Below are 22,754 nucleotides of genomic sequence, written 5' to 3' on the forward strand. Positions count from 1 at the left end.
GTTGAACGTAAATGCGGCTAATGTCTTCCGTTCGCAGGTTTAAAAAAATAGTAAATTATACCAATAGGGTACGGTGTAATTCTCGATTTTTAAATGAGGAAGTGCGGCGGAAATGTGCCGACCTTTCCCAAGCGGGCCATGATGATGCCGCAATATAAAAGCATTTGGAAAAACAGTGAATCGAAATAAACATCGTTCGCCGATGATAAGATTCGCTGGCCATTTTTTGATGCTTTACGTTTGAAATTCCTTAGAACTTCGGCTACAAAGCATCCCACTTAATCGATAAGGGCTCACTAATAAAATAGGAGGCACCTGCCGTTGAGGGCGCAACGCGCATTGGGGACCTGTCTTTCCGGACTAATTTTTGTCGGATTGGCGGCCACGGGCTGTACGACGGTGGCGAAAGCACCCTCGGCCAGCAACAACTCTTCCAAGTCCATTCGACCGACGAAGGTAACTTACAACTACACCGCAAAAGATCGCGACTGTTTGAAACGGGCCATGTATTTCGAGTCGGAGCACTCGGACCATGCCGGATACCTGGCAGTAGGAACGGTCGTGATGAACAGGTTGACCTCGGGCGCTTATCCGCCGTCAATCTGCGGCGTAGTCTCGCAACAAAGGCAATTTGCGCCGGGAGTCATGACGAGGGTGGTCAGCGATCTGGCCGAACCCGAGCTCGACCAAGCGGCATCGGCGGTTCTCGGCGGACAACGGCATCCGGACGTAAAGGATGCTATGTTCTTCCATACCGAGGGCCTGAAGTTCCCTTACAATAACATGCACTATGTTGCCGTGGCCGGCGGAAACGCTTTCTATGAGAAACGCGGGCAGGACGGGGCACTTGAAACGCCGGCGCCGCTGCCGGCCTATGAAGTTGCGATGAACTACGTGCCTGTGAAAACGGTCGCGACAACGCAATTTCCGATTTTGTTGCCAACTGCAGACCAGATCCCGATCCCAAAGCCGGATCCGATGACGACTGCAAGTATCAGCGCAACGCCAACGTCTAGCGTAGCCGTTCCCTTACCCCGGCCTGCGTTTGATGGGGCGACGGTTCAGCCCGTCAGTTTCATCAAGGCGGGCGGCTAAAGCTCATCTAAGCGTGATGGGGATTTGATCGATGTTAGCAGACGCAACTCCGGTCAAATTCCCTCGCTCGTCGTGTTCGGCAGGATCTGCACGCCGTTTATCTTGTAACTGCCATCGGGCTGATGGGTGATCTGATAGATCGCCGTCCAGTCCTTGCCGTCCGTGCCGGTGATCAGCACTTCCTGATAGACGACAGCGCCGTTGTCGAGGGCGCGGCTCTTGCCGAAGGCGTAGTTGCCGGGATGGTAGACCGGCTGATAGCTTCTCTTCACCATTGCGAAGAAGGTGTCCTTATCCGGAAAGAGCGCCTGGATGTCGGGTGCAGCGAAGGAATAGGCCGAAGCCGCATCATCGCGCAGGAAAGCTTCGATCTGTTGCTGAATCAGCGTCTGGGCCGACTGCACCGGATCTTCCGCTCGTGCGGCCGGCGCGAAGGCGAGGGTGATGCAGAAGGCGGCTGCGAGAGATAAGGCGCGCATGGACGATCTCCGGCAATATCCGGGAGAGCATAGCGCGCTTTGAGCCTTCGCAGAAGGGACGACTGAGGGGCGCCGGCATCAGCGCCTATGGTCCGATGGTCGCCGAAGCCAAGCCCGACTAATGCCAGCGGCGGAACAGAGCGCTGGCATTCACGCCACCGAACCCGAAACCGTTGGAAATGGCATATTCCATTGCCATCGGTCGCGCGGTCGCGCCGACAATATCGATGCCCTGAGCCGCCGCGTCCGCCTCCTGCAGATTGCGAGTTGGAGGCGCAATCTGATCGCGCAATGCCATGATGGTGAAGACCGCTTCCAGGCCGCCGGCCGCACCCAGAAGATGGCCCGTCGCCGCCTTCGTGCCGCTGACGGCGATGCCGCCATCGCGGCCGAACACCGTCTTGATCGCCTCCATCTCGCCGCGGTCGCCAACCGGTGTGGAGGTGGCATGCGCGTTGAGATGCTGGACCTCACCGGGCGAAATGCGGGCTTGAGAAAGAGCCGCCAGCATCGCCCGGCGCGCACCGTCGCCATCTTCCGGGCCGGCTGTCATATGATAGGCATCGGCGGCGGTACCGTAGCCGACGAGTTCGGCAAGCGGGACAGCGCCGCGCGCCAGAGCATGGTCCAGCGTCTCGATCACCAGCATGCCGGCGCCTTCGCCCATGACGAAACCGTCGCGGCCGACGTCGAAGGGACGGGAGGCTTCTTCGGGTCGGTTGCTGAAGCCGGTGGAGAGTGCGCGCGCCGCCGCAAAGCCGCCGAGGCTGACCTTGTCGATGCAGGCCTCCGCACCGCCGCAGATCGCCACATCGGCTTCGCCGGCACGGATGAGCCGCGCCGCATCGCCGATCGCCTGGACGCTTGCCGCACAGGCCGTCACCGGCGCGCCGAGCGGCCCCTTGTAGCCATAGCGGATGCTGACCTGGCCGGCCGCCAGATTGACGAGGAAGGAGGGGACGGTGAAGGGCGAGAGCCGCCGCACGCCGCGCGTCTCGGCAGTGCGTACAGCATCGGCGATCGCCGGAAAGCCGCCGATGCCGGAGGCGATGACCGTGGCAGTGCGTTCTAGCTCTTCGGGATTGGTCGGCTGCCAACCGGCTTGTTTGATCGCTTCTTCGGCGGCCGCCATGGCGAAGAGGATGAAGCGATCCATCTTCTTCTGGTCTTTCACCGGCACGTAGCGATCGACATCGAAGCCGGCTTCGCTATCCTCTTCCAGGGTCGGTACGACACCACCGACCTTGGCGGCAAGATCGCCGACCATTGTCTCCGGCAGAAGCCTAAGACCCGAGCGTCCTTCGATCAGCCGCTTCCAGGCGGCGTCGACACCGACGCCCAGTGGCGAAACCAGGCCCATGCCCGTTACGACGATTCGATCCATAGTCGGGTACTCCTATTTTATCAGGCGTCGAAGCCCAGGAACCAAGCCTTCATCTGCGCTATCCGTTCGTGGACAGCCTCATCGGCCGCCGGTCCGGGCACCAGAATCGTGTCTTCGGGATGAAAGGCGCGTCCGGTCACGCGGTCGATCAGAAGGGGATCGCGATCCTCGCCCGTCGCCGGGTCGGCCAGACGCATTGCCACTTCCCCGGGCGGCAAATGCCGGTTGCCCCAGGTAAACAGCGCCATGAGAACAGGAAAGAAGTCGCGCCCCTTTTCTGTCAGCACATATTCGTAGCGCGGCGGCCGCTCGCTGTAGAGGCGGCGCTCGAACAAACCTTCATCCGTCAGATGTTTTAGCCGGCGCGTGAGGATATTCGGCGCAACGCCAAGATTCTTCTGGAATTCATCAAACCGCGTCAGCCCCTGCAGCGCATCGCGCAGGATCAAAATGCTCCACCAATCGCCGACGCTTTCAAGCGCACGGGCGGCGGGACATTTGAAGGCACTGAAGCTTGTTCTCTGCATGGCCGAGGCGAATAGCATGAGTGACTATCATCATGCAAGTCACTAGGCTCGAGTGGCGCGGTGTCCCGCTGCACAGCGTAAATACCGAAAATAGCCTAGCCGGCCCAAAGCCGAGATTCCGGCCACGTAAAAGAACATATTATGGACCTCGCATTTGCGAGGATGGCAGACGGAAATGCACCTAAAAAAGCTCTATTCTGGCAATCCACCTAACCGCGTCCGCCACTTTCCATTCCTCAGCCATCTCCTGAATCATGCAAGTCGGCTCCGCTTTTTGCCGAAGGCGCAATGCCACCAATGCCCATGGGTGAACCGTATGTTGCCAATTCCGCGTCTTGCGGAGATGCGTGAACGTCTGCAATGGGCTTGAGTTTTCCTTGGTATCTGAAGGAAATGAGAAAAATATAGATCAATAATAAGAGAAACGGTGTTGAGCGGACAATGCCGAGCCAAATCTCGGTTGGCGCATACAGAGCTAAGAATGCGTCTAGCGTTGCTAACACCAATGCCCAGGCAAAAAGCATCAAGTAGATTTCGCGCCACACCTCATCCGCAAATAATGAGCTTTTCTCGAACAATATTGTTCTGGCAAGGGATCTCCAGAAGGCAAGCATGAGGAAGATCAGTGCGAAATATGTGGCTCGCAAGACCGGTTCGAGCTTTATGCCGAATTCCGTAAGTCCGAAGAAGTGTTGAAATATCTGATCTGGAGCGCCGTTAAATATTACTCCTCCAATGAGTACGATCTGAAAAACTCTCCACAGTATCGACAGCGACGCTTTTGCATAGCGTCTGAAAAATGTGATCAACTCTTAAATCTCCATGTGTTCGGTTTTAAAAGGAATTGCTAGGTACGCGATTCCACTGGCACAGATGCCACGACTTCCTCTTCGGGAATATCGTCGAACGAGGCGTAGTTGAGATTATAGAGCTTCGAATAGAGCTTGCCGTTGGCCATGAGCTGATTGTGATTGCCGCTCTCGATCAACTGGCCGTTCTGCAGCACGATGATCCGATCAGCCTCGCGGATGGTGGCGAGGCGATGGGCAATGACGAGGCCGGTGCGTCCCTCGAGCAGCTTCACCAGCGCCTTCTGGATCAGCATTTCGGTGTAACTGTCGATATTCGCTGTGGCTTCGTCGAGCACGAGTATTTTCGCGTCGGCGATGAGGGCGCGCGCAAAGCTGACGAGCTGGCGCTGGCCGAGCGACAGGCCACCGCCACGCTCGCCGAGAACGGTGTCGTAGCCGTCGGCAAGCCGCATGATGAACTCATGCGCGCCCACTGCCTTTGCAGCCTCGATGATCTCCTCACGCGTCGCCTCGGCTTTGTTGTAGCGAATGTTCTCCAGCACGGTGCCCGTGAATAGGAATGGCTCTTGCAGCACCATGGCGATCTGTCGGCCAAGCGAATCCTGGGTGAGGGAGCGCACGTCATGGCCGCCAACGAGCACCTGTCCCTGCTGCACGTCGTAGAAACGATGGATCAGGGCCATGGAGCTTGACTTGCCTGAGCCGGTCGGCCCGATCAGCGCCACGGTCTCACCGGGATTGACCTTGAAGCTGACATTCTTCAGCACCGGATGCTTCGAATTATAGCCGAAGACGACATCGCGGAATTCGACCGAGCCGTCCATATCAGACGACAGCACCTTGGCATCAGGCGCATCCTGGATGTCGATCGGCACGTCAAGCACATCCGTCAGCCGCTGGCCGGAGGCCATGGCGCGCTGCATGACGGAATATTGCATGGTGAGCGAGCGGATAGGGTCGAAGAAGCGCTGAATGTAGAACAGGAAGGCGACCATGACGCCGACATCGAGCCGATGGTTCAGTACCATCGACCCGCCAACGATGATGACGATGGCCATGGCCATGCCCGTCAGCGTATCGACGATCGGCACCATGATCTGTGCGTATCTCGCCGCAGTCAGATGCGCCTTGAGATTGGTATAGGCCTTATCGTCGAAGAGGCCGAAATTGACGCTCTGCCGGTGCATGCCTTGAACGGCGCGTACGCCGTGGATCGCCTCGGCCAATGCGCCGCTGGTGACGGAATTTGTCTCGTGCGCGTTCATGAAAGCGACACGCGCCTTCGGCAGCCAGAAAAGACGGACAACGAAGAGGATAGGCATGACCGACAGCGTCAGCAGACCAAGCCGGAAATCGAGCAACAGCATGACGACGATGATGCCGAAGAGCAGGGCAATATCGCCGACGGAAAGCACTGATGTTTCAAGGAATTCCTGCATGGAGTTGACGTCGCCCTGCAGGCGTGACATCAGCCGCCCGACCTCGGTCTTGTCCATGAAGGAGAGCGATATCCGCTGAATATGCGCGAACATCGCCCGGCGGATATCGAAGAGCACTTCTTCCGCTACCTCGCCGACAAAGGTCTCCTGCACGTAGCTTGCAGCGTAGTTGACGAGAATAGCTGCGGCGAAGATCGCCAAGGCCAGCCAAAGTGCCGAATAATTGACAGCGCCAGCCGCCATCCCATGGTCGATCGCATAGCGGATAACGAGCGGGATGATGATCTGCGACCCGGTGAAGAGAAGCACGGCGCCGACCGAGATGTAGATCTGGCGGCGATAGGGGCCGACGAAGCTCCAAATGCGGCGGATGATCTTGCCATCGAAGACCTTGCCGAAAATCTCTTCCTCGACGCGATGGGAGCCGACCACGGCGCGGGGAGGGCGCCGCCCGTCCTCGCGCACGTCGTTGCGCTCGGTTTCCATGGTTTCCGACATTGTCAGGCCTTCCTTTTCGCCTCGGCGACCCTGTCGCTAGACACTTTCGCGTCGTCGTCGTCCGGGCGAACCTGCAGGTCGTACAGCGCCTTGTACCGTCCCCCGGCGGCCAAAAGCTGCTCATGGGTTCCGCGCTCGACAATCTCACCGTCTTCGATAAACAGGATCTGGTCGGCATGCATCAGCGAGCTCAGCCGATGGGCGACAATGAGGGTCACCCGGTCGCGGGCAAAACGCTTCATGGCGCTGCGGATGCGTTGCTCGGTTGCCGCGTCGATCGCCGCGGTGGAATCGTCGAACACCATCACTGCCGGCTTCAGCATCAGCGTACGCGCGATCGTCAAACGCTGGCGTTGGCCACCGGAAAGCGACACGCCGCGTTCGCCGACGACGGTGGTATAGCCGGCCGGCAGGCCGAGAATATAGTTGTGCAGTTGTGCGGATTCGGCGGCGCGCTCGATGCGCTGTTCCTTCGCCCAGGGATCGCCATAGGCGATATTGTTTTCGATGCTGGTGGTGAACAGGAAGGAGTCCTGCTGCACGACGGCAACCGACTGGCGCAGCGATTGCAGCGTCGCCTTGCGGATGTCCTGGCCATCGATAGTGATGCGGCCGGATGTGACGTCATAGAAGCGCGGAATCAGGTGGGCAATGGTGGATTTGCCGCTGCCGGGTGGGCCGACGATGCCGATCGTCTCGCCGCGCCGCGCCTCGAAGCTGATATTCCTGAGGACGGGGCGCTTTTCCGGGCCGGGATAGGTGAAGCCGACATTTTCGAAGCGCAGAACGCCGTCCTTGACGACAAGCGGCTTGGCGTCCGGAGCATCCTTGATGGCGATGTCGAGGTCGAGCAGAGCGAACAGCCGCGACCCGCAGGTCGAAGCGCGGGCAAATGCGTTGACCATCAGGCCGAGCTGGCGCACCGGCATCTGCAGAATGGTCATGAAGGTCAGGAATGAGGCGAGGGTACCGACGCTAATCTCGCCCGCAATCACCTTGCTGCCGCCGACCCACAATATGAGGCCCATGGCTGCGAAAAAGGAAAAGTTCATGGCGCTGGTATTGGCGACGCGGATGCCGACGCGTTTGTGGGCGAGGGTAAGCGCATTGTGCGACGCCCTGTCGAACTTCATCAGTTCATGGGCCTGTGCGGCGAACGCGCGCACGACGCGAATGCCGCCAAGGTTCTCTTCCATCACGCGGGTCAGCACCGAAAGCCGTTCCTGGAGGTCGAGCCAGGTCGCACGCAATCTTAGCTGCGTCACGGAGGAGCGCCAGGCAACGAAGGGCACGAAGCTCAGTGCCAGAAGCCCAAGCAGGACATCCGTCGACAGCAGCATATAGGCGCCAACGCCGATCAGCATGGTGAGCAGTATCATGCGTACCAGCGCCGTCGAAAAATACATGCGCACGCCTTCGAGATCCAAAAGGCCGACGGTGATGAGATCGCCCGAATGCACCTTGTCGTGGAAGCTGAAGGAGAGCTGCTGGATCTTTTCGTAGCAAGCGAGCCGCAACTCATAGCCCATATGGTGCCCGACAGATTCGCTGTAATAGTTCTGCACCATCGTGAAAAGGCCACGCATGATGCTGACGACCAGCAGAAGCAAAGCGGTGGTCACCAGCGCGTTTTCCGCGAGCTGGCCGGCCGCGCCGCCGGCAATCACCGTTTGCGTCTGGTCTACTGCACGGCCGAGCAGGCGTGGGATCAGGAGCTGAAGCGTCGCCGCAACGAACGTCGAGCCGATCGCCAGACCGGTTTGCCAGGGATGGCGTAGCGTCATATGCGTGATCCGCACGATGGTGGAGAGACCTCGACCCCAACCAGCCGCATTGACATGCGCCAACGAAGCCAATGGCTTCGCCGCGCTTCTTGATGAATCGCTGCTCACGCTCTTATCCAGGCATTTTTGAACGAGGCGGGCCCGAAATCGGGTTCGGATCGCAAAGGGAACATTGGTAGGACGAATGTCGCCGATTCCAGCCCGTCATTCAAGAGTCAATTGGTCACAAGTGCCACCTGGGCGTTAGATTGCGTGTTCGGTGATGAGGGTGTTCGGCTATGCCGCGGCGCCGCGAATTTGCGCTCGGACATGGGGCTAGCGCGGCAGGGATTGCCGACGAAGAGTTTCAGACAAAATTCCAAGCTCCTGTCGGTTTCACCCGAGGAGAAACGTCCTCGGATCGACAAACCCAAATCCAAGGAGAACATCATGCGCAGGATCATCGCAGCCACATTCGTCAGCCTCGACGGCGTCATGCAGGCGCCGGGCGCTCCGGAAGAAGATCCAACCGGCGGCGGATTCCAGTTCGGCGGCTGGACGTTCCACTATTTCGACGAAGCAACAGGTGCGGCCTTGGATCAGATATTCGACAAGCCGTTCGATCTGCTGCTTGGCCGCAAGACCTACGACATTTTTGCCGCACATTGGCCCTATGCCGGCGAAGACGATCCCATCGCCGTGTTGTTCAACAAGGTCACAAAATATGTTGCGACCCGCGGCGACACCGCACTTGACTGGAATAACAGTCGATCACTCGGCACTGACGTTCCGGCAGCGCTGACCGAGCTTAAGAAAGGCGAGGGGCCGGATCTTCTGATCCAGGGGAGCAGCGATCTCATTCAGACCTTGCTTCGCCACGGATTGATCGATGAATACACCGTGCTGATCTTCCCTCTGCTGCTCGGCAAGGGCAAAAAGCTTTTCGGCGAAGGAACGGTTCCGGCCGCGCTGAAACTCATCCGCTCCCAATCCTTTCCGAGCGGCGTCATCATGGCAACTTATCAGCCGGCCGGCGATATCAAGACCGGTTCCTTTGCCCTTAAGGACCCGTCCGAGGCCGAGCTTCGGCGCCGAGAAAGCTTGAAGTAGCCGGCCAATGACTCGGGATCCCGCCAGCCCTACGTCCGTCGGGCATGGCGGGGTGACCGGAATATTCGGCAACGACTGGAATGGCGTTTGATCCGGCACGCGACGGACGGCAAGGGGCGGATTTTGCCGTACTTCAGCCGGAAACATCGGTGATGACGATGCGGCCTGCCACTTCCACCGCATTTTCGCCAGCCACGGCATTGCGGTCGTCTTTCGCCTCTCGCAACCCGAACCATTCCGGAGAACATTTATGACAGACGCCGCAGCATCCTCGAAACTGCGCATCGCCTTGCTTTTCGGCGGGCGCTCCGCCGAGCACGCAGTCTCGGTGCTGTCTGGGACGAATGTCATGCGTGCTCTGCAGCCCGCCAAATATGATGCCGTGCCTATCTTCGTCACCCGCGAGGGCAAGTGGCTCTTGAGCTCCTTCGAAGACGGCAAACTATCGACGCCGGAGAGCGGGACGGAGGTTTGCCTTGTGCCCGGTGGACGCGGACGAATGATTGCGCTTCCGGCCGCCGACAGCGCCTACGAAATGCCGAAGATCGATATCCTGTTTCCTGTCCTGCATGGACCGCATGGCGAGGATGGTTCGGCCCAGGGACTTGCGGAAGTCGCCCGTGTGCCGCTGGTGGGCTGCGGCATTCTCGGCTCTGCCGCAGCTCTGGACAAGGACATCGCCAAGCGGCTCCTGAAGGAGGTGGGGCTGGCGACAGCGCATTCCGTCACCATTCTAGAAGACAGCCGGCCCTCCTTCGCTGATCTGGAACGCAGCCTCGGGCTACCCGTCTTCATCAAACCGGCGCGGCAGGGGTCCTCTGTTGGCGTCAGCAAGGTTACGACGGCCGGCGAGTATGAAGCGGCGCTGGTTGAAGGCTTCAAGCATGACCGCAAGCTGCTTGCGGAGGAGTTCATCCGCGGCCGCGAGATCGAGTGCAGTGTGCTCGAGGATACGGCAGGCAATCTCTTCGTTTCGCGTCCCGGCGAAATCGTGCCGGCGGAAAGCCACGGTTTCTACAGCTACGACGCAAAGTATATCGACGAGAAAGGTGCGGCTTTGAAAGTGCCGGCCGAGCTGCCGGAGGAGCTCGAGCGCCGGATCCGTGAGATGGCTGGCAGGGCTTTTCGGGCCGTTGGCTGCGATGGCATGGCGCGCGTTGATTTCTTCCTGACCGCGGACATGCAGTTTCTCATCAACGAGCTGAACACGATCCCTGGATTTACCGATATCAGCATGTATTCCAAAGCCATGGCAGCGAGCGGCGTCAGCTACGCTGAAACCATCGACCGGCTTGTGGCGCACGGGCTCGCACGCGCCGCTCGATAAGCATGGCGCCGTGCCGCCGCAAATCCTCTGAATTTCTTGCGGCGGTTGACAATCAATGGGCGAAAAAAGGCTCGAAATGCCTATCTTGGAGGGTAGGGGATCGGGTTCCCTCGTACAAATGTGCGGTCTTATATTGACTGTGGAACCCCTTCATTTCACTGCGCTTATGGCGCCCCGATAGGATCAACGCCGTACAATGAATGCACAACGGGCTGGGATATCTGGTTCTAGTTGTGTTATCCTCCAAATACCAAGGATCCATCTACCGTTGGCTGCAACTGGTCTGATGCCCCTTAAGGACCTTGGAAATACCTGGACGCATTAGGTCAAGCTGGGAGGAAACCGGGATGACCCATGATGCGCGTTTGACGCGTGAGCGCGACTTTCACAATGAACGCTTTGGTGCTGTTGAAGAACGCAAGCAGGACTCGTTCTATTTCGCCGCCCAGCCCGCTATGGACGCCTATTGGCGGCTGGCCAGGGCCGCTTGCCCGGGAAGAGAAGTACTGGAATACGGATGCTCAAACGGTATGAGCAGCATCGGTCTCGCTCGTTTCGCCAAGCGGATCACCGGTATCGACATTTCGGATGTCGCTGTTCAGCAGGCCACGAATGCGGCGGTTCGCCGTGGAATCAGCAACGTGACGTTCCAGGTCGACAATGCGGAGAACATGAATCTGCCATCAGCGGGTTTCGACGTCGTCTTCGGTAGCGGTATCCTGCACCATCTCGTCCTGGAAAAAGCGCTTGGCGAAGTCCGACGCGTGCTGCGCCCGGGCGGCAAGGCCTTCTTCTTTGAGCCACTCGGCCATAACCCTGTGATCAATCTCTATCGCAATTGGACGCCCACGGCGCGCACCGTCGACGAACACCCATTGTTGAAATCCGACTTCGAGATCGTGCGCAAACATTTCTCGAATTGCGATTTGGAATTCTTTGCGCTTGCTACGCTTGCCTCCATTCCGTTTCGCAGAAGCCCGCTCGGCGCCGCGATCCGGGCGGTCGGCAAGCAGATCGACATGCCGCTGCTGAAAATCCCCGGCGCCAAATGGCAGGCCTGGATTGTCGTTATGGCCTTGGAAGCATAAGCGGTCTGCCAAGCGACTGAAGTTCCGACCTGCCGTTACCGTAGCTGCTCAATCAATCTACGAACGTCCGGCGATCGGCGAGGGTTGGCTGCGAATAACATCAAGACATGCCAAAATCGCTAAAGTGAAGCCATTGAAATCATTGGCATGTCGCACTTGGAAATAGAATGTACCCCGCCACATCTGAAAGTCACATAAGATAGATTATGGAACTAAAATCCATGTGAAGGAGGCAAGCTAAGCTCGCCTCAAACCGCCTTTACGCGGATAATCTGGGCTCCAGTCTTCTCCGCCAAGGTTTTTGGATCGCAAGCAAAGATGCTGTCCGGCCGTCCTGCTGCGCACCACACTTGGTCGTAGCTCAACAGGCTTTCGTCGATAAAAACCGGTAGTTTCACACGATGGCCGATCGGTCCGACGCCGCCGATGGCGAAGCCGGTTTCGTCGCGAACCCGGTCGATGTCAGCGCGCTTCAGGCGCAGTCCGTAAGTGGTCGCGATATATGCTGTATCGGCATTGTGGGCGCCGGAAACAAGAAGCAGCGTCAGGCCGTGAGTCTCTGCATTGACGAAGACCAGCGATTTGACGATCTGGCCAACAGCGCAGCCGGCCGCATTGGCAGCTTCTTCCGCCGTGCGGGTCGATTGCTCCATGCGTTTGATGACGATGTCGAGGCCGAGATCGCGAGCTGCCAGTTCGACGCGCTCCAGGCTTGAAAGCTTCTTGCTGTCCTCGCTCATAGATCATCATCCTCCACATCGAGTTCGATCCGCATTTGATCGTAGGCCGGCTCGACATTGTCGGGTGTTTCAGCAAGCACGGTCGCATAGTCGAGCGGTGTGTGCATATGCGTCAGGATCGCGTGCCGTGGCTGCAGCCGTTCGATCCAGGCAAGCGATTGCTCCAGCGAGAGATGGCTCGGGTGTGGCCGGTATTGAAGCGCATCGATGATCAGGACGTCGAGGTTTTGAACTCTCTCGACAGATTCCGCCGGGAAGTCACTGATATCGCTACAATAAGCAAGGTTGCCGATGCGAAAGCCAAGCGAGTGGATGTCGCCGTGCTGCTGCTTGTGCGGCCAGAAGGTGATCGGGCCGCCCGGCCCTTCGACCGTGAAGCTTTTGTCCAGGCTTTCAATGATGATCGGCCGCACGATCGGCGGATAGTTGCTGCCTGGCGGCGTCTCCAGGCAATAGCCAAAACCCTCACTGATGCGGTCCATGGTCGGCTGATCGGCATAGATCGGAATGCGCTCATGAGAATTGTGGAAGAAGCCGCGCAGGTCGTCCAGGCCGTGGATATGGTCAGCGTGGGCGTGCGTATAGAGCACTGCGTCGATGGAGCCGACGCCGGCACGGATCATCTGCTCGCGAAAATCCGGCCCGGTATCGATGACGACAGTGGTAACGCCGCCATCCGGCGCGATCTGCTCAATCATGAAAGCAGCACGCGTACGCCGGTTTTTCGGATTCTTCGGATCGCAAGCGCCCCAATCGCCGGTGATGCGCGGCACGCCCGGCGACGACGAGCAGCCCAATATGGTGAAGCGCCGCCGATGGGTCACGCCGTCAGACCCTCGTCATCCGGGAGAAGCAGCGGAACGCATTCTCGGTGGTGACCGCAGCGATCTCGTCCATGCTGACGCCGATCGTATCCGCCAGCACCTCGGCTGTATTGACGACATAGGACGGCTCATTGCGCTTGCCGCGCCAGCGTTTGGGCGCGAGATACGGCGCATCGGTCTCGACCAGCAGCCGGTCATGCGGGATCGTCTTGGCGATCTCGCGCAACTCCTCGGATTTCGGGAAGGTGAGAATGCCGGAGAAGGAAATATAGCCGCCAAGCTCGACGCCGGTGCGGGCGAGGGCCGGGCCGGAGGAGAAACAATGCAGGATGAAGGGGAAGGCCCCCTTCCCTGTTTCGTCGGTCAGGATCGCGGCCATGTCCTCGTCGGCGCTGCGGCTGTGAATGACCAGCGGCAATTGCGTTTCGCGCGCAGCCGCGATGTGACGCAGGAAGCCGGTCTTCTGATCTTCCGGTTTCACGGTGTCGTAGAAATAGTCCAGCCCCGCCTCGCCAATCGCGATGATCTTCTCGTGCTGCTTGGCCAGCCGCACGAGATCTTCCGTCTGGATATCCAGCTCCTGATCGGCGCTGTTCGGATGCGTGCCGACCGAGCAGAAAACCGACGGATAGCGCTCGGTGAGTGCCAGCAATCCATCGAGCTTCCTGACCTTGGTCGAGATGGTGACCATCTGCTTGACGCCAACCTCATGGGCGCGCGCAACGATCGCGTCGCGTTCCTCCTCGAAGTCGGCAAAATCCAGATGGCAATGCGTATCGATCAGCATGGAAAACCTTATTCGGCAGTCGGCGCGACGTAGCGCGGGAAGACCGGTTTCGGGGCTTCTAGCGGCGTTCCGGCAACAAGACGTCCGGCCTCGCCGAGTGCGGCGAAATCGCGCTTATCGGCAGGAATGGCGATCAGATCCAGCAGCTTGGCCGAAGACTCTGGCATGAAGGACTGCAGGAGAATGCCGATCTGGCGCACGACATCGGCGGTGACGTAGAGCACGGTCGCCATGCGGGCCGGATCGGTCTTCTTCAGCGCCCACGGCTCCTGGCCAGCGAAATAGCGGTCGCTTTCGGAGACGACGGCGATGATCGAAGCCAGAGCGCGATGGATGAGCTGCTTGCCCATGTCTTCGCGGGTCGACGCCAGCAGTGCATCGGCCTGCGCCAGCAATGCCTTGTCCTCGTCGGTCAGCTCTCCGCATTCCGGGATCTTGCCGTCGCAATTCTTGACGATCATCGACAGCGAGCGGCTGGCGAGATTGCCGATACCGTTGGCGAGATCGGAGTTGATGCGCGTGCCGATCGCCTCTTCGCTGTAGCTGCCGTCCTGGCCGAAGGAAACTTCGCGCAGGAAGAAATAGCGCACCTGGTCGAGGCCGAAATGGTTCACCAGATTGACCGGATCGACGACATTGCCGAGCGACTTCGACATCTTCTCGCCCTTGTTGAGCAGGAAGCCATGGGCATAGACGCGCTTCGGTAGCGGCAGCTTCGCTGACATCAGGAAAGCCGGCCAGTAGACGGCGTGGAATCTGATGATGTCCTTGCCGATGATGTGAACATCGGCCGGCCAGTATTTCGCCCGCGGATTGTTCCGGTCCTCGATATAGCCGGTCGCCGTGATGTAGTTCGTCAGCGCATCGACCCAGACATACATGACGTGAGCCGGGTCGTTCGGGACCTTGATGCCCCAGTCGAACGTCGTACGCGAGATCGACAGGTCTTTGAGGCCTGATTTGACGAAAGAGATCACCTCATTGCGGCGTTCGGCCGGCCCGATGAAATCCGGGTTCTCCTCGTAGTGCTTCAGCAAGCGGTCCTGGTATTCCGAGAGCTTGAAGAAATAGCTTTCCTCCTGCACCCATTCGACCGGCGTGCCTTGAGGCCCATAGCGCACGCCGTCGGCGCGCAGCTCGGTTTCGTTTTCCTGGTAATAGGCTTCGTCCCGCACCGAATACCAGCCCGCATAGGAATCCTTGTAGATGTCGCCGGCGTCGGCCATCAGGTTCCAGATGTTCTGCGAGGTCTCGTGGTGGCGGGCCTGTGTGGTGCGGATGAAGTCGTCGTTGGACGCGTTCAGCAGCTTGCCCATCGCCTGGAATTCATCGGAATTGCGATCGGCTAGCTGCTGCGGCGTCAGGCCTTCGGCGCGCGCCGTCTGCTGCATCTTCTGGCCGTGTTCGTCCGTGCCGGTCAGGAAAAACACATCACGCCCGTCCAGCCGCTGGAAACGCGCCATGGCGTCGGTGGCAATCAGCTCGTAGGCATGGCCGATATGCGGCTTGCCGTTGGGGTAAGCGATCGCGGTGGTGATGTAGAACGGGGTCTTTTCGGTCATATCAGGCAATGGTCCGGTTTACGGTTTCGTCATTGTTATTCTTGCTCTCGCTCGCTTTAGCGCATGTTTGCCGGGAGCGAAACATCAAGTTTCGCGCACGCAGCATTCCTTGCTTTGTGGGCGTCTCTCGCTTGACTCGATCTCACCTCGGCTTTACCCCTTCAGAAAACCAAAGAGCAGGACAGGGGCCGTCGTGAATTCCATTTTCATTTTTAGCAGCCCGTCCAACGGCTTGAAAGGGCCGTGGCTTTGAGTTTTCCTGCGTCGTTCCAACCCCTCTATTCTTTTTCCGGCTTCTTCGTCGGCATGCTGGTGGGCATCACCGGTGTCGGCGGCGGGTCGTTGATGACGCCGTTGCTGGTCCTGTTGTTCGGCGTGCATCCGGCTACTGCCGTTGGAACCGATCTTCTTTATGCCGCGATCACCAAGACCGCCGGCACTGCGGTTCACGGCATTCACGGGCGGGTGAACTGGAAAGTAGTGGGCTTGCTCGCCTCGGGAAGCGTGCCCGCTGCGCTCGCGATGCTGTGGATCATGGCTGGCGTCAATCGCGAGAGCCCAGCGGTTGCCCATGCGATCACCGTGTCCCTGGGCTGTCTCCTGTTTCTGACGTCATTGATGCTGATCTTTCGCGGCCAGGTGCTGAGCGCTATCCGGAAATGGCGGGGCGAGCGCGGGACGCTGACGCCCCGCACCGTCGCGCTGCTGACGCTCGTCCTTGGTCTTATGCTCGGCACGCTCGTCACCATGACATCCGTCGGCGCCGGCGCGCTCGGCGTCACCGTGCTGCTGGTGCTCTATCCGCACCTCGATGTGCGCGAGATCGTCGGCTCGGACATCGTCCACGCCGTGCCGCTGACCTTGATCGGCGGCATGGGCTACTGGTTCATCGGCGAGATCAACTGGACGATGTTGTTCGCACTGCTGCTTGGCTCGATTCCCGGCATCGTCGCAGGCAGCCTGCTGGCGCCGCGCCTGCACGAGCGGCTGATCCGGATGGTTCTAGCCGTCACCTTGATGATCGTTGCCTGGAAACTACTCTTTCCTTAAGCGGAAAGCTGCTGCTTCAGATCGCCGAGAATAGTGATGATCGTTTGCTTGCGGTCGAGGTTATAAGCCTGTGATACGGTAAGCCGCTCGGTGACATCGGCATAGAGCCGGGCAAGTCTTTCGGCCACGGTGAGGTGTCCCTCCAGAGCAGCCGCCCTCGCCCGGGCCATGATGTCGTCGCCGATATGGGACACGAAGAAGCCGAAGATCGTGTCGCTTTCCTTCGCCGAAAGGGCGTCGGCGAGGCGATGCATTGCCCGGCGTGCCGCAGGACCATCCGTCGAGATGACCTGCTCATAGGCCGCGACGATCTCGCCGCCGCCATAGTTCAGCAATTTCAGGGCTTCGCTGACGCTCCCCTTGGCCGCAGCAAGCAAATCCGCGCCCTGCCCCGGTGACAAGCCAATACCGAGATGTGCCAGCGCCTTCCCCAAAGCATCGTCGCTCAGCGGCGCCAGTTTTAGCGGTAGGCAGCGCGAGCGGATGGTCGGCAGCAGCTTGCCCGGCGCATGCGACAGTACCAGGAACAGCGCCCGCTTCGGCGGCTCCTCGAGGATCTTCAAGATGGCATTGGCAGCGCTGCGATTGAGATCGTCGGCCGGATCGATGATGACGATGCGCCAATTGCCGGTGCCGGAGGTCTGTGAAAAGAACTTGCCGGCACGGCGCACCTCATCAACGGTGATCGCGGACTTTACCTTGCCGGTCTTGTCGTCGACCGGACGGGCAAGATGCAGCAGGTTGTGCGAGGCTCCGCCGGAAATCTGCCGGCTGATAGCGGAAGCCGGGTCTGGGTCGCCGATCGTCTCGGGCGCCGTGGCAGGATCGGGGTAAGACAGGACATGATTGGCAAAGCGAAAGGCGAGCGTTGCCTTGCCGATGCCTTCCGATCCCTCGATCAGAACGGCATGGTGACCCTTGCCCGAGCGATAGGATTGCGCCAGGAAGGCTTCGGCCTCCTCATGGCCGAAGAGACGCGTGTTATCCTGCGGCGCAATCGCACCGTCGAGAACGCCTGGCCGCTCTTCGCTCATTGCGCCACTTCCGGTCTGACGGCTGGCATACCGTCTGCTGATGTCAGCCGCTCTTCGACGATGCTGGCAATTTCATCGGCAATGTCATTTTCGGAGCGCTGCGCATCGATGACGTGACAGCGGCCGGGGTCGCGCGCTGCTATGTCGAGAAAGGCCTCGCGGCGCTTCTCATGCGTCTGCATTTCCTCTTTCTCGAAACGATCCGGTGCAGCGCTTGCCGAAGCACGCTTGCGGGCACGCTCCAGGCCGATCTTGGCGGGAATATCAAGGATCAGCGTGCAGTCCGGCACCACGCCGTTGACCGCGACGCGTTGCAGAGCCTCGATGAAATCAGGTTCGAGATTGCCGGTAACGCCTTGATAGACGCGCGAGGAATCCATGAAGCGATCGCAAAGTACGATCGTACCGCGCGCGAGCGCAGGGCGGATGACCTCTTCGACGTGATCGTTGCGCGCGGCGGCAAACAGGATCGCCTCCATGCGCGTGCCGAACATTTCCGCTGCACCCGAAAGCAGGACATGCCGCACCGCCTCCGCACCCGGCGAGCCGCCCGGTTCCCGCGTCACCAGCACGTCATGACCGAGCCCGCGCAACCGTTCCGCCAGGCGGCGAATCTGGGTCGATTTGCCTGCCCCTTCCCCGCCTTCAAAGCTCACGAACAATCCGGTTGCATCAGCCAATGATCATGTCCTGCACTTGTTTTCCGCATTTTTGCCGTAGCGTGACCTGTGCCCTGTTTAACCCAAGATGTTCGCCGGCGAAACCACGCAAACTATCCGAGCCTGACATTCTATATAGGCTGTAAACAAGGGATTTCACAGGACGGGAAACAATCAAGTCGGCGTCGGCGTGTCCCAAAGCCAGGAGAACAGCAGCGATTCCGTCAGCTCCATGAAGGCATCGAAGGCGCGGCTGCTGAGCGTCCCCTGGGCGACTGCATCTTTTGTATAGAGCGGCAATTCGCGCAACAGCCGCGCGCCGGAAAAGACGCGAAGCGTGCCCGCTTCGTAGCCGGCTGCGACGGGCGCCGTCAGCGGCCAGCGATAGACGATGCGGGCCGACAGGCGGTCGGGATTGTTGAGCGGCACATAGACATCGACCGGGACCTTGGCGAGCAGGCCGACCGTCGACTGCGCGCCACCATAGACGCTGGCATCGCCGATCACCTCGCCATCGGCAAAGATGCGCTGGCTCTTGAAGTTGCTGAGGCCCCATTCCAGCACGCGGCGGGTTTCCTCGGTGCGTTCCTTGTCCGATTTCAGGCCGCCAAGCGCCAGGAACAGCCGCCGGCCGTCGCGCTGGATGGAAGCGACGATCGAATAGCCCTCGCCCTCCGTAAAGCCGGTGCCGAGGCCGTCGACGCCGATATTCAGCAAGAGCAGCGGATTGCGGTTGCGCTGGTAGATCCTGTTCCAGGTAAAATCCGCCTGGCCGAGGTATTTGTAGAGATCGGCGTGTTTCTGCTGCAGGTCCTGCGCCAGCGTCACCAGTTCGTGTACGGAGACCTTGCTGCCGCCATTGGGATCGTCAGGATCCGGAAGACCGGTGGAATTGGTGAAGACCGCTTTCGGCATGCCGATCTCGCGCGCATGCGCCGTCATGCGCCGGGCGAATTCCGTTTCATTCACGGAAATGCCTTCGGCAAGGATCATGCAGCCGTCATTGGCCTGCTGCACGGCGACACCCTGGATCAGGTCGCCGACACGCACGCGCGATTTCAGCGCTGCGAACATGGTCGATGCGCGCGACGGTGCGCCACCCTTGCGCCAGGCATTTTCGGAAACGGGATATTCCGTATCGAGCGAAATCTCCCCTCGCCCGACAGCATCGAAGATAACATCGAGGGTCATCAGCTTGGCAAGCGAGGCCGGGGAAATCGGTTGATTCTCATCCTTGGCGAGCAGGATCGTGCCGGTGGAGGCTTCGATCATGAAGGCCTGTGCGGCCTTGGTGTCGAAAGCGGGCGCCGGTGCCTGTTGCGCGACGGCTGGCAGGCACTCAATTCCGATAAGGAAGAAGGAAAACGCGAAAAAGAGGCGTCTTAGCATGCCGGCTCCCCAATCCGATCGACCCCAAAATCATATTAGCCAGGGGTGAAGATTCAGGCAATGACGCCGATCATTCGACTTGCGTTTGAGCTTGATGCTGACGGTGATAGGCGGAGAGGATCGATTCCTGCGTCAGCCCGTCATTGCGCACCATGACAGCATCGAAAGCGAGATCGACATAGACTGTCTTGACCGGTGCGTCCTGATAGGCAGCGAGTGACGACGGCGCATCGAGGCTCGCCATGCCCGGTGCGAAATCCGGACGCTCATAGGGAACGGGGCCGATCTGCGGCAGAACGACCATCGTCGGCTCGACGGGATCAACCGACGGCATGGCGCCGCCGTTCCAGGTCATCGGCGGCGGATTGTTGCGCTTGTTACCGTTGTAGGAGGTCGGCGTCGAGCCGGCAAAGGCGGTCGCGGAATAAGGCGACTGCCGCAGGATCGGCGCGAGCGATGGCGCGGTGTTGAAGCTGCGCTGCTGGCGGTTCGGTCGGCGGACACTATCGGAATCAGGCAGTTGATCGGCGGTAATGCCGCCATTCGAAGCGACCATCACGCCCGTTGCGATCTGGCCGCCGGGATTGATGCTCGGCAGGCGCGAGCCCTTCGGAATGTAGGAGGCCATCAGATAGGGGTCGTCATGGCCGTCCATGCGGGCGCGGCCGACATATTGCACGCGCACGTCGCCGGTGCCGCTGTGTTGAAGGTCGAGCATCTGCGCCGTCTTATTGGAAAGATCGATGATGCGGCCAGGATGATAAGGCCCGCGATCGTTCACACGCACGATGATGGAGGAACCGGTTTCGACGTTGGTGACGCGCGCATAGCTCGGCAGCGGAAAGGTCGGATGCGCGGCGGTGAGCGCCTGCTGGTCGTAGACCTCGCCGTTTGCGGTCAGGCGTCCGTGAAAGGCCGAGCCATACCAGGAAGCGATACCGACCTTGTTATAGGCATAGTCTTCCTTGGGATAATACCACTGGCCCTTGACCTGGTAGGGATTGCCGACCATGAACCGGCCGCCGCCCTTCGGGATCGGTCCGTTGAAGGCAACCCGCGGGCTCGCCTTAACGCCGTATTCTTTTTCAGAGAAATATTCTTTGCCGTGCTGACGCTTCGTCGCAACCTGCTGGGAGGTTCCGCAGGCGGAAACGGTGGCGCACATCAGAGAGAGAGCAAACCAACGCATACCCGTTGCGTATGTCACCGCACGATTCTCGAATTTCATCTGTCCCACGCCGTTAATCAAATTACTATGGCAAGGCATGCACCGGCATATCCCTCAACCGGTTTCCTGCTACGCCTCAATCACCTAACGGTACTTTAATCATGATTGCATGTTGTCGAATTTGCGATCGGATTTAAGCGGAAACGGATATTTCTGAAGATTATGGTTAATGAATGACTAAAATTGGCTAAGCTGAAGTAGTGGCGCTGAGTGTATTTCCAGTCCACTGATGGCTTCCCCGGATCGCGACAGACGCGATCGGATTGCTATTGCACTCGGCATATTTGGGGGCAGTTCTTTCAGGCGCCTGTCTCAAGACGCATCAGTATTTTGTCGTGATAGATATCGCCAACTATCAGTGTGGCATCGCGCCGATAGCATGCCGCAGCTTGTCCGGATTGCGCGTGCAGTAGATGGCAACGACCTTTTTCTGCTCTATGTGCAGCGCGGTCGTCTGCACGACATTGCCGCCTTCCACCGTTACGAAACCTGGTAAGCCATCGATGACGGTATAGTGGATCAGTTGTGAGGGTTGCGCCCGGAAAATTCGTGCCAACTGCTCATGAAGCAGCATGACGGCTGTGAGCCCGATGTGTGGCCGCCGCGACGTCGCCACCTTGCCGCCACCGTCGGCATAGACAACGACATCCTCGGAAAGCAAGGCTTGAAGGGCTGCCATGTCTCCCGTTCTCGACGCAGTGAAGAAGGCGGTGGCAAGCTTGAGCCCCTGCTCCTTGTCGACGGCAAAACGAGGCCGGGCCTCAGCGACATGCGCCCTCGCCCGGCTTGCAAGCTTGCGGCAAGTGGCAGCTTCGCGACCGATTGCTGAGGAGACGTCGTCGAAATCCATGCCGAACACGTCATGCAGGAGAAAGGCGGCACGCTCCAGAGGTGAAAGACGCTCCAGCGCTAGCATCAGGGGCAAGGTTATGTCATCGGCCGCATCGCCGTCCTCCGGATCGAAGATCGGTTCGGGCAGCCAGGACCCCACATAGGACTCCCGGCGACGGCGAGCGGATTTCAACTCGTTCAGACAAAGCCTGGTGACGATGGTCCGAAGGAATGCCGCCGGTTCGCGAACGGAGGCATGATCGGTCCCAAGCCAGCGCAGCCAAGCATTCTGCACGATATCCTCCGCGTCCGCGACGGATCCGAGCATCCTATAGGCAAGCCGGACGAGGCGCGGGCGCTGTTCGGAAAAGATCGGATCGGAAGGCGCCTCAGTCATGGGCGGCAAGAGCGTATTGGAGCGGGGCGGCTTGGCGGCCACGAACGAACTGCAGCGTCGTCACAACGCCACACGCCGCCCAAGATAGCGCGCAGTCGCGAGATCGGATGCTGGCGGCGCGGTCTCCGGGCCTTCATCCGTGTTCGCCTGTGCCGCCGCACCGAGCCAGAAACCGAGACGGTTCATGTCCTCTTCGGAGCCGGTTGAGGAGCAGTTCGCCGGCGGAAGATCGAGGCCGACCCAATGCATTCCGTGCTGCGCCGCAAAGATCATCATCTGAATCAACGTCGAAAGCTTGTCACCGGATCGTGACCCGGAGGTGGTGAAGCCAGCCGCGATCTTGTCCTTCCACAGATAGCCGCTGGCGAGAACGGCATGCGATGTTGCCTCCTGGAAAGCTTTGAACGACGCGGAGACTGAGCCCATATAGGTCGGCGACCCAAAGATGATCGCCTGCGCCGCATTGAGATCATCCCAGTGGCGCTCCACCTTGTCCACACTCAGCAGAAGGGCCTCCATCCCCTCGACCTGCTCAACACCCGCCGTCACGGCTTCGGCCTGACGGCCCGTATGCCCGTAGCCGCTATGATAGACGATTGCGATACGCTGGCGGATCATTGTTTTCTCCTTCGAAAATGGTGTTGCGAAGGACATGACAAGGTAGGGGGCTGATTGTGACATGGTCAGGTGTTTTTTGACGGTCGTCGGCTGTCCTCATCATGACACCTTGG

20 protein-coding genes and 1 pseudogene are annotated in these 22,754 nt (G+C 59.5%); 5 read left to right on the forward strand and 16 right to left on the reverse strand.

Annotated features, from left to right (window positions below; genetic code table 11):
- Positions 1 to 321 precede the first annotated feature (321 nt).
- A complete protein-coding gene (locus GGD50_RS05580; RefSeq protein ID WP_107108012.1) occupies positions 322 to 1,095 on the forward strand; it encodes a cell wall hydrolase in 774 nt (257 codons plus the stop codon).
- A 53-nt stretch (positions 1,096 to 1,148) separates the two neighbouring features.
- Here the strand turns inward: GGD50_RS05580 and GGD50_RS05585 are convergent, their stop codons facing one another.
- From GGD50_RS05585 to GGD50_RS05610, 6 genes are all read right to left on the reverse strand, one after another.
- Positions 1,149 to 1,574 carry a DUF4864 domain-containing protein gene (locus tag GGD50_RS05585; protein WP_107108013.1) on the reverse strand — a complete coding sequence of 142 codons (426 nt, stop codon included), beginning with the start codon at positions 1,572 to 1,574 and terminating at the stop codon, positions 1,149 to 1,151.
- A 118-nt stretch (positions 1,575 to 1,692) separates the two neighbouring features.
- Positions 1,693 to 2,958: a beta-ketoacyl-ACP synthase II gene (gene fabF / locus GGD50_RS05590; protein WP_107108014.1), complete on the reverse strand. Its 1,266-nt coding sequence runs from the start codon at positions 2,956 to 2,958 to the stop codon at positions 1,693 to 1,695.
- Between the two features lie 20 nt (positions 2,959 to 2,978).
- Positions 2,979 to 3,485 (reverse strand): winged helix-turn-helix transcriptional regulator, encoded by a 507-nt coding sequence (locus GGD50_RS05595; protein ID WP_107108147.1) that lies wholly within the window; start codon positions 3,483 to 3,485, stop codon positions 2,979 to 2,981.
- A gap of 236 nt (positions 3,486 to 3,721) precedes the next feature.
- Positions 3,722 to 4,294 (reverse strand): hypothetical protein, encoded by a 573-nt coding sequence (locus GGD50_RS05600; protein WP_107108015.1) that lies wholly within the window; start codon positions 4,292 to 4,294, stop codon positions 3,722 to 3,724.
- A 38-nt stretch (positions 4,295 to 4,332) separates the two neighbouring features.
- Positions 4,333 to 6,234 (reverse strand): ABC transporter ATP-binding protein, encoded by a 1,902-nt coding sequence (locus GGD50_RS05605; protein ID WP_107108016.1) that lies wholly within the window; start codon positions 6,232 to 6,234, stop codon positions 4,333 to 4,335.
- 2 nt (positions 6,235 to 6,236) lie between these two features.
- Positions 6,237 to 8,126 (reverse strand): ABC transporter ATP-binding protein, encoded by a 1,890-nt coding sequence (locus GGD50_RS05610; RefSeq protein WP_107108017.1) that lies wholly within the window; start codon positions 8,124 to 8,126, stop codon positions 6,237 to 6,239.
- A gap of 321 nt (positions 8,127 to 8,447) precedes the next feature.
- Here GGD50_RS05610 and GGD50_RS05615 point away from each other — a divergent pair, with 321 nt between their 5' ends.
- The 3 genes from GGD50_RS05615 to GGD50_RS05625 all read left to right on the forward strand — a co-directional run bounded on the left by GGD50_RS05615 (position 8,448) and on the right by GGD50_RS05625 (position 11,522).
- Positions 8,448 to 9,107: a dihydrofolate reductase family protein gene (locus GGD50_RS05615; protein ID WP_107108018.1), complete on the forward strand. Its 660-nt coding sequence runs from the start codon at positions 8,448 to 8,450 to the stop codon at positions 9,105 to 9,107.
- 250 nt (positions 9,108 to 9,357) lie between these two features.
- Positions 9,358 to 10,434, forward strand: coding sequence for a D-alanine--D-alanine ligase family protein (locus GGD50_RS05620; protein ID WP_107108019.1), 1,077 nt, complete (start codon positions 9,358 to 9,360; stop codon positions 10,432 to 10,434).
- A gap of 347 nt (positions 10,435 to 10,781) precedes the next feature.
- A complete protein-coding gene (locus GGD50_RS05625) occupies positions 10,782 to 11,522 on the forward strand; it encodes a class I SAM-dependent methyltransferase (protein WP_107108020.1) in 741 nt (246 codons plus the stop codon).
- A 248-nt stretch (positions 11,523 to 11,770) separates the two neighbouring features.
- Here the strand turns inward: GGD50_RS05625 and GGD50_RS05630 are convergent, their stop codons facing one another.
- From GGD50_RS05630 to metG, 4 genes are read right to left on the reverse strand one after another with little or no spacing between them, the layout of a single operon-like run.
- A complete protein-coding gene (locus GGD50_RS05630) occupies positions 11,771 to 12,262 on the reverse strand; it encodes a YbaK/EbsC family protein (protein ID WP_107108021.1) in 492 nt (163 codons plus the stop codon).
- The gene (locus tag GGD50_RS05635) at positions 12,259 to 13,086 is read right to left on the reverse strand and encodes an MBL fold metallo-hydrolase (protein WP_107108022.1); all 828 of its coding nucleotides are present in this window, start codon (positions 13,084 to 13,086) and stop codon (positions 12,259 to 12,261) included. The genes GGD50_RS05630 and GGD50_RS05635 overlap by 4 nt, the downstream gene beginning before the upstream one ends.
- Positions 13,087 to 13,090: 4 nt before the next feature.
- Positions 13,091 to 13,873, reverse strand: a complete 783-nt coding sequence (locus GGD50_RS05640) for a TatD family hydrolase (protein ID WP_107108023.1) — start codon at positions 13,871 to 13,873, stop codon at positions 13,091 to 13,093.
- 8 nt (positions 13,874 to 13,881) lie between these two features.
- The gene (gene metG / locus GGD50_RS05645) at positions 13,882 to 15,435 is read right to left on the reverse strand and encodes a methionine--tRNA ligase (RefSeq protein WP_107108024.1); all 1,554 of its coding nucleotides are present in this window, start codon (positions 15,433 to 15,435) and stop codon (positions 13,882 to 13,884) included.
- Positions 15,436 to 15,741: 306 nt separating this feature from the next.
- Between metG and GGD50_RS05650 the strand changes: the two genes are divergently transcribed.
- Complete coding sequence (locus GGD50_RS05650) at positions 15,742 to 16,485, forward strand: sulfite exporter TauE/SafE family protein (RefSeq protein WP_414124012.1); 744 nt, start codon at positions 15,742 to 15,744, stop codon at positions 16,483 to 16,485.
- Here GGD50_RS05650 and GGD50_RS05655 read toward each other — a convergent pair.
- From GGD50_RS05655 to GGD50_RS05680, 6 genes and pseudogenes are all read right to left on the reverse strand, one after another.
- On the reverse strand, positions 16,482 to 17,519 hold the full coding sequence (locus GGD50_RS05655; RefSeq protein WP_107108025.1) for a DNA polymerase III subunit delta': 1,038 nt from the start codon (positions 17,517 to 17,519) through the stop codon (positions 16,482 to 16,484). The two genes, GGD50_RS05650 and GGD50_RS05655, sit on opposite strands and share 4 nt — an antisense overlap.
- A complete protein-coding gene (gene tmk, locus GGD50_RS05660; RefSeq protein ID WP_107108026.1) occupies positions 17,516 to 18,199 on the reverse strand; it encodes a dTMP kinase in 684 nt (227 codons plus the stop codon). The genes GGD50_RS05655 and tmk overlap by 4 nt, the downstream gene beginning before the upstream one ends.
- Positions 18,200 to 18,352: 153 nt before the next feature.
- A complete protein-coding gene (locus GGD50_RS05665) occupies positions 18,353 to 19,567 on the reverse strand; it encodes a D-alanyl-D-alanine carboxypeptidase family protein (RefSeq protein ID WP_107108027.1) in 1,215 nt (404 codons plus the stop codon).
- A gap of 70 nt (positions 19,568 to 19,637) precedes the next feature.
- Entirely contained in the window at positions 19,638 to 20,795 is a 1,158-nt protein-coding gene (locus tag GGD50_RS05670) for a septal ring lytic transglycosylase RlpA family protein (protein WP_107108028.1), read from the reverse strand.
- Positions 20,796 to 21,150: 355 nt separating this feature from the next.
- Positions 21,151 to 22,023 carry a sigma-70 family RNA polymerase sigma factor gene (locus tag GGD50_RS05675; RefSeq protein ID WP_107108149.1) on the reverse strand — a complete coding sequence of 291 codons (873 nt, stop codon included), beginning with the start codon at positions 22,021 to 22,023 and terminating at the stop codon, positions 21,151 to 21,153.
- Positions 22,016 to 22,641 (reverse strand): annotated as a pseudogene (locus GGD50_RS05680) (flavodoxin family protein). The gene GGD50_RS05675 and the pseudogene GGD50_RS05680 overlap by 8 nt, the downstream one beginning before the upstream one ends.
- Positions 22,642 to 22,754 lie beyond the last annotated feature (113 nt).

The organism is Martinezella paranaensis (assembly GCF_014200235.1).
GTDB lineage: Bacteria > Pseudomonadota > Alphaproteobacteria > Rhizobiales > Rhizobiaceae > Rhizobium > Rhizobium paranaense.

Excerpts from the sequence above, each read along its gene's own strand:
- GGD50_RS05650 (WP_414124012.1), top strand. The coding sequence starts at position 15,742 with ATGCTGGTGGGCATCACCGGTGTCGGCGGCGGGTCGTTGATGACGCCG.
- GGD50_RS05615 (WP_107108018.1), top strand. The coding sequence starts at position 8,448 with ATGCGCAGGATCATCGCAGCCACATTCGTCAGCCTCGACGGCGTCATG.
- GGD50_RS05665 (WP_107108027.1), bottom strand. The coding sequence starts at position 19,567 with ATGCTAAGACGCCTCTTTTTCGCGTTTTCCTTCTTCCTTATCGGAATT.
- GGD50_RS05675 (WP_107108149.1), bottom strand. The coding sequence starts at position 22,023 with ATGACTGAGGCGCCTTCCGATCCGATCTTTTCCGAACAGCGCCCGCGC.
- GGD50_RS05595 (WP_107108147.1), bottom strand. The coding sequence starts at position 3,485 with ATGCAGAGAACAAGCTTCAGTGCCTTCAAATGTCCCGCCGCCCGTGCG.
- GGD50_RS05670 (WP_107108028.1), bottom strand. The coding sequence starts at position 20,795 with ATGAAATTCGAGAATCGTGCGGTGACATACGCAACGGGTATGCGTTGG.
- metG (WP_107108024.1), bottom strand. The coding sequence starts at position 15,435 with ATGACCGAAAAGACCCCGTTCTACATCACCACCGCGATCGCTTACCCC.
- GGD50_RS05625 (WP_107108020.1), top strand. The coding sequence starts at position 10,782 with ATGACCCATGATGCGCGTTTGACGCGTGAGCGCGACTTTCACAATGAA.
- GGD50_RS05620 (WP_107108019.1), top strand. The coding sequence starts at position 9,358 with ATGACAGACGCCGCAGCATCCTCGAAACTGCGCATCGCCTTGCTTTTC.
- GGD50_RS05640 (WP_107108023.1), bottom strand. The coding sequence starts at position 13,873 with ATGCTGATCGATACGCATTGCCATCTGGATTTTGCCGACTTCGAGGAG.
- GGD50_RS05585 (WP_107108013.1), bottom strand. The coding sequence starts at position 1,574 with ATGCGCGCCTTATCTCTCGCAGCCGCCTTCTGCATCACCCTCGCCTTC.
- GGD50_RS05655 (WP_107108025.1), bottom strand. The coding sequence starts at position 17,519 with ATGAGCGAAGAGCGGCCAGGCGTTCTCGACGGTGCGATTGCGCCGCAG.
- fabF (WP_107108014.1), bottom strand. The coding sequence starts at position 2,958 with ATGGATCGAATCGTCGTAACGGGCATGGGCCTGGTTTCGCCACTGGGC.
- GGD50_RS05605 (WP_107108016.1), bottom strand. The coding sequence starts at position 6,234 with ATGTCGGAAACCATGGAAACCGAGCGCAACGACGTGCGCGAGGACGGG.
- GGD50_RS05630 (WP_107108021.1), bottom strand. The coding sequence starts at position 12,262 with ATGAGCGAGGACAGCAAGAAGCTTTCAAGCCTGGAGCGCGTCGAACTG.